A 6,076-nucleotide genomic window follows, 5' to 3' on the forward strand; every position below is an offset into this window, starting at 1 on the left:
AGACTGATAAACGAAAAATGACAAATTATAAGTCTAAAACTCGTTTTAATTGCAAGAATTTTTAAGCAAAGAGAAAAGTAACGTTTTATAAAATACAAAAGAGGGTGACCTTTTGGGACACCCTCTTGTATGATTATTGGATCATTCCAATTCTGTTGTCTTTAATTTTAGCTTGATCTTTTAAAGCTTGTAAGGCTTTAGATGAAGCACTCATGCGAACCGCATTCTCTGTTTTATTTTTGTAGTTGTTATAGTTGTCTAAGTCTGGGGCTAGTGCAACGCGTGTTGTTTTTACCATATAAACTCCTTTAACACCATCAATAAGTTTAGAACTCTCATTCAATGCTGTGCCAAATGCTGTACCAACAACTAATGGTTCATTACCAATGTTGGTTAGTAATGGATTTTGTCTTGTTACATCCATCGCAAGAGCAACAGAGGCGTTGGTTTGTTTTGACACTTCTTCTACTGTAGCAGCAGTCATTTTTTGTCTAATAAGTTGTGCTTTTTTCTCATTCATTAAAATTGGCTCCACAACTTTTCTAGCTTCTTCGATAGGTAGTAAACCAGTGTTGTTTGATGAAGCTAGAGTAACGATAATGTATCCGTCAGGAATGTCAAAACGCTTTACATCTCCATCTTTCGTGTCTTTATTAAAAGCCCAAGAAACGATTTCGCTTCTTGCTCCAACCGCTTGTAGGTATTCGTCAAATGGACGTACTGTTACATTTTGTTGAACTACAGCATTTAATTTTTCTGCTTCAGTTACTAAGTTTCCTGAAGTTGCTGCTGATTCAATATTAGTTGCTTTAGCAAATACTTCGTCTGCTGTTGCTTCTGAAGCTTCAATTTTTCTTGCTAAAGTTGCTAATTGTACTCCTTCAGATTTTCCTAAAACTTGAATCACGTGGAATCCATAGTCTGTTTCAACTACTCCAATTTTACCTGTAGCATTGTTGAAGATGAAATCCTCAAAAGGTTTCACCATTTGTCCTTTAGCAATATCTTCGTATTTACCACCGTTTGCTTTTGATCCGGGATCTTCTGATTCTGCTTGAGCTAATTCAGCAAAGTTTGCTGCAGTTGCTTTTTTCAAAAGCTCGTCTGCTTTTGCTTTTGCTTCCTCTTTTGTTCTAGTAGCTGTACTTTGTGGTGCACCTGCATATGAAATTAAGATGTGAGCTGCATTTACTTTTGCTCCAGCTTTTTTACCTACCATACGCGAAATGCAGTAGTGGTCATTGAATAAATAAGGGCCAAATACTTCTCCTGTTGCTAAGTTGTATAGTTGTTCTTGGAATTCTAAAGGCAAATCTTTTTTCGCATAGTAAACACTATCAAATTTTACATCTGAATTTGTGTTTACAAAAGTTATTAAATCTTTTGTAGATTTAAAACCTGCAATAGTATCGTTCTTTTTCGTTTCAGCATTGTATTGAACGGTTGGTCTTAAAAAAGCCTCAACCATTTCTTTTACTTCTTCTTTGTCTGAATCTGAAGGTAAACTTTCAACATACGCATAAGTCAATTCACGAGTAGGTTCAGATTTGAATCTATTTTCGTGTTTTTTCATATAACTTGTAATATCAGCATCTGTTACTTTGGCTTGATCATCGTTAATCGTGCTATATGGAACAGTTACATAGTCAAAGGTTACTTTGCTATTTTCTCCATGGTATGAATATTTAGCTTCTGTTTGTGTTGTGTATAAACCACCTTTTACTAAAGCATTATACATCTGTTGTAAACCAAACTTCTCTAATTCTACTTCGTATGCTAACCAAGCTTGCCATTGTTCTGGTCCTGCTTGTTTCATTCCCATTACCCAAGCGTTGAATTTAGCCATGTCGAATTGGCCTAATTGATTTTGGAATTCAGGACTGTTGGCAAACATAGGGTTGGTTTTCACTACGTTAATCAATTGTTCTTGTCCAATTTGTAAACCTAATTTTTCGAATTCCGTTTTTAGCAGTATATTATTTACTTCGGTATTCCACACCATTTGATAGGCTTGATTTCTACTCATTTGATTCCCTTGCTCTGCTTGGGAAACTTTTTGTTGAAAAATCTGCGTATTGATATCTTCACCATTTACGCTTCCAACATTTCTCGAAGTACCAGCACCGCCGCTTCGAACTACGTCTCCAATGACGAATGCTAATAAAGCAATACCAATTACTGCAATTAAGAGCGCCGACTTTTGTCTAATTTTTGATAAAACTGCCATGTTTTTTTATTATGTGTAATTTTTTTCAGAGAGCGAAAATACAATTATCTCTTTAATAATAAAAGGGGTAAACCTATTATTTTGAAGAAAGAATGTCTTTCTTGCTGATTTTTCCTGTTAAAAAACAGAAATTATTAGGTAAAGCTTGATTCAGCATCGAAAAAAGAAGAGGAAAGAGGAGAAGGAATGAAAGATAGAAACAAAAAAAGAGCAGTATTCAACGCAATGGGTAAAGGAGAAGAGTAAAAAAACCGCAACCCGAATTGAAAGGTTGCGGTTTAGCTAGTTCTTTTATTTTTTATTGTAATGATCAACCATTCGTTTGCTGTATTTTCTTCGGAAGAAGAACATGAAAATGGCTAATGCTGCTACAAGAAAACTGGTCCAATAATTGGAAAAGGGCTCCCCTGCCATGATTTTAGTTGCCGCATCATAAAGGAATAAAAGGGCAACAAATAAATATAGAAAAGGTATAAGTTGTAATGCTTTCATAGGTTTAGTTTTCTTTTTTAATACTCTCTGCGTAGCTGTTCCTTGCTTTAATTACGTTTAGCTTACCATCAAAATCCACACCTACGCCTTGAGTGAAATTTTCTAGATCAGTAGAGGCTTTGTATTTGCCATTGGTATAAAACCAATCCAATTTTTGGTTGTAGTACAATTGATCTGACTCTAACTTTTTATTGTCATAGGTGGTTATAACTACGTTTCCTCTTAAATCAATCAATTCTGTCGCAGTGTATTGGATGGCATAATCTGCTACTACGGTGTTTTTATTATTGTCGTTATCGAAAAACGTCAGGTGAATGCCCTCGGGAAATTCGGTAAACTTGTATTTGACAGTGGAATAGTCCAGCATTTTATCGCTAACTAAAATCGCCTTGACTCTTCCAGAATCAATGTATTGACCACGCATATGTTCCGCTATACCTGCAGGGTAAAACGGAGCTTTGTCGTGTATTTTTTGAATATCTCTAAAGTTACTCTCGCATGCGGTAAAACCGATACAGCCAAGTACTAAAGCAATATAAAATGTTTTTTTAGCTAACAACATGGATGAGTTGTATTAATCAAATTTACGTTTTAAGAACCAGAAATCGTTAAGCGATAAACCAATTGATAGGTTGAAGTAATTTTCTTTAACCAATCCACTGTTTTTTGTCCCCTTATTTCCGTATTCAAGTCCGATATTGATATTGGATAACGTACGTCCGAAAAGAGGAAGTCCTGCTCCAATGGAAAAAGCGTAATCGTTAATTGCATCATTTTTCAATACTAGGCCTGTATTCTCGTAGCGGAATCCAGCACGGTATACCACGCGATCAAAATAACTGGTAAATGAGTTGTATTTAGGAATGTAGAATCCTCCAATCGCATAGCGCTTTGTATCTTCAAATTTTGCATAGTCAGCTGTATTCCAGCTTGATGTTAGTTTACTGTTCTCAATATAGGTAAACTGTCCAGAGACAAACCATTTTAAATTTTTACCAATTCCTGCTCCAAGGGACAGCTCTTGTGGTTTGGTTAATTTAGAACTTCCGTTGAAAACTTCTTTGGAATCAAGAATGGCTCCGTTACTGTGAATAATTCTCAAATTAGTTACATTGTCTGCAGTTAATTTAGTTTCTGGGCTGTACGTAAGGTTAGCTTGCCAATCGTAGTCCTTGTATTTTCCTTGGTATTGAAGGGCAGCACGAATTTCATACCCTTTGTAGTCAATGCGTCTCGTTTCACTTGTACTTCCCAATAGACCAAATCCATCTCCAGTATCCAGTAAAGAAACTCTGTTCTTATTATCTGTATTTCCAAAGAAATAGCTCGCTTGGATTCCGACTTGGAAGTTTTTGTTTATTTCATATCCCGTTCCTAAAAACACACGGTTAATTCCACCACTTCCTTCTAATTGATTGAAGGTTTTTTGATTCAAGTCGTTGGTTTGCTCTCTTTCGATTTTATATCCAACAGAAGAATACGGTTGAAGTCCGAAAACAACGCCCGATTTTTTAGAGATTGGAAACCCCACAACAAAATAATCAATCGTTTGACGTTTTATATTGTCATTGCTGTTATCAGATTTGAAATTATAGAACTTTGAGGTGGATCCAACAGTAAACGTTGTAGCCTTCAGTTGACTAATAGTGGCAGGATTCAGTAAGTTTATATGCAAACTATCTGAATAGACACTAGTACCTCCCATAGCTTTATATTCATTTGTACCATTGTAACCTAAGTCTCCAATGCCGTAGTACGAGTAAGGAGAAGCGGTTCCTTGCTGAGCGAAAGCTTGAGCGGATAAAATAAGGCTAAAGCTAAGAATGATTCTTTTTATCATTTTCAATTATGTATTGATATATATAGTTCAAACTCTCAGAAAGAAAGTTTGGTGTAGCAAATATTATATTTTTTAATCTTTTAGCCAAAAAAACTGTATCCCCACCCGTTAAAATTATTGTTAAATCAGCATAATCTTTTTTATAACGGTCGATAATATTGTCTATTTCTGCAACAATTCCATTGATAACACCTGATTGTATGGATTGATTTGTATTTTGACCAATAAAATAATCAATGTCTTCTGTTTGTAAATAAGGCAATTTGTCTGTATAATCATTTAAGGCCTTGTATCGCAATTGTAAACCAGGGGAGATTGCTCCTCCCAAATACTCATTGTGAGCATTGACAAAGTCGTAGGTGATGCATGTTCCTGCATCAATAACTAAACGAGCAGTATTCGGATAGGCAATTGTAGCCCCTGCAGCAACCACTAAACGATCAATCCCTAAAGTATGTGGGGTTTGGTATTTGTTGATTAGTGGGAGAGGAGTGCTAGCGCTAATTTGAATGAAATCAGTGTTTTTTTGCAACCATTCTAGTAGTATAGAATCGAGATGTACTACACTTGCTAGGATAATTTTAGGCTTAATTTGAAATTTTTTTAAAAAAAATAAAAGTTCTTCTTTTAAATTTTTTGTAGAAAGATAATCGGTTTTTATAAGGCTATTGTTTTCAAACATAGCGAGTTTGGTTCTGGTGTTGCCGATATCAAGGGTGTAGATCATAGTTCTAGGGCTTAATGGAACAAAGATAAATAAAGAAAAATTGACTGAGATGTTTTGGAAGAATAAAAAAGTGTTATATATTTGCAACCGCTTAAGAGAACAAAAGTTCACTACTAAAAGCCAATTGGTGCCTTAGCTCAGTTGGTAGAGCAAAGGACTGAAAATCCTTGTGTCCCTGGTTCGATTCCTGGAGGCACCACAATATTAGCTTTTAGTATTCTTAGTTTAAAACTGGTGCCTTAGCTCAGTTGGTAGAGCAAAGGACTGAAAATCCTTGTGTCCCTGGTTCGATTCCTGGAGGCACCACAAATTTAAACTAAACGAGCACTGGGTGCCTTAGCTCAGTTGGTAGAGCAAAGGACTGAAAATCCTTGTGTCCCTGGTTCGATTCCTGGAGGCACCACACAAGTAAAAAACCGATAGCATTTGTTATCGGTTTTTTTTGTTTACGGTAAACAGTTTACGGCTTACTCTGTCTAGTACTGTCGGATCAGGTGCAAAAGTTGGGGACTATGTAAAAAGGCGTTTTTTTTCTATCTAACTTTTCCAGTCTGTATGTCACCCTGAAAAATAAAAAAATCTCTTCTATTTTTGTCATCCTGACGGAGGAAGGAGAAGGGTCGCATCTTATCTATCCTTTTTTATATCCACTAAGCAAAAAGCTTAGTCAACCTAAAGAGGAAGAATGCTTTATCTCTCACTCCTCTGTACATCATTCTAAAGTATTTAATTTTAGCATTAAAGGACTCCGCAGAAGCATTTGTACTTCTATCATTAAAATAGTTGAGTA

General features: G+C 35.7%; 6 protein-coding genes and 3 tRNA genes. 3 read left to right on the plus strand and 6 right to left on the minus strand.

Going from position 1 to position 6,076, the window contains the following annotated elements; translation table 11 throughout:
* Window positions 1-133: 133 nt before the first annotated feature.
* The 5 genes from ACLJX0_RS15240 to ACLJX0_RS15260 all read right to left on the minus strand — a co-directional run bounded on the left by ACLJX0_RS15240 (window position 134) and on the right by ACLJX0_RS15260 (window position 5,286).
* Window positions 134-2,227: a peptidylprolyl isomerase gene (locus tag ACLJX0_RS15240; protein WP_410881675.1), complete on the minus strand. Its 2,094-nt coding sequence runs from the start codon at window positions 2,225-2,227 to the stop codon at window positions 134-136.
* A 291-nt stretch (window positions 2,228-2,518) separates the two neighbouring features.
* A complete protein-coding gene (locus ACLJX0_RS15245; protein ID WP_410881676.1) occupies window positions 2,519-2,719 on the minus strand; it encodes a hypothetical protein in 201 nt (66 codons plus the stop codon).
* 4 nt (window positions 2,720-2,723) lie between these two features.
* The gene (lptC, locus tag ACLJX0_RS15250; protein ID WP_410881677.1) at window positions 2,724-3,281 is read right to left on the minus strand and encodes an LPS export ABC transporter periplasmic protein LptC; all 558 of its coding nucleotides are present in this window, start codon (window positions 3,279-3,281) and stop codon (window positions 2,724-2,726) included.
* 12 nt (window positions 3,282-3,293) lie between these two features.
* A complete protein-coding gene (locus ACLJX0_RS15255; RefSeq protein WP_410881678.1) occupies window positions 3,294-4,559 on the minus strand; it encodes a hypothetical protein in 1,266 nt (421 codons plus the stop codon).
* Window positions 4,537-5,286 carry a type III pantothenate kinase gene (locus ACLJX0_RS15260; protein WP_410881679.1) on the minus strand — a complete coding sequence of 250 codons (750 nt, stop codon included), beginning with the start codon at window positions 5,284-5,286 and terminating at the stop codon, window positions 4,537-4,539. Before ACLJX0_RS15260 ends, ACLJX0_RS15255 begins: the two co-directional genes overlap by 23 nt.
* Window positions 5,287-5,412: 126 nt before the next feature.
* Between ACLJX0_RS15260 and ACLJX0_RS15265 the strand changes: the two genes are divergently transcribed.
* The 3 genes from ACLJX0_RS15265 (at window position 5,413) to ACLJX0_RS15275 (ending at window position 5,689) form a co-directional block, all read left to right on the plus strand.
* Window positions 5,413-5,485, plus strand: a tRNA-Phe gene (locus ACLJX0_RS15265).
* 34 nt (window positions 5,486-5,519) lie between these two features.
* A tRNA-Phe gene (locus ACLJX0_RS15270) sits at window positions 5,520-5,592 on the plus strand.
* A 24-nt stretch (window positions 5,593-5,616) separates the two neighbouring features.
* A tRNA-Phe gene (locus tag ACLJX0_RS15275) sits at window positions 5,617-5,689 on the plus strand.
* A 247-nt stretch (window positions 5,690-5,936) separates the two neighbouring features.
* On the opposite strand, the gene ACLJX0_RS15280 is transcribed toward ACLJX0_RS15275, so the two are convergent.
* Window positions 5,937-6,076, minus strand: a 140-nt coding sequence (locus ACLJX0_RS15280; protein ID WP_410881680.1) for a transposase, incomplete at its 5' end; no start/stop codon positions are given.

Source organism: Myroides sp. DW712 (genome assembly GCF_046557355.1).
Lineage (GTDB): Bacteria > Bacteroidota > Bacteroidia > Flavobacteriales > Flavobacteriaceae > Flavobacterium.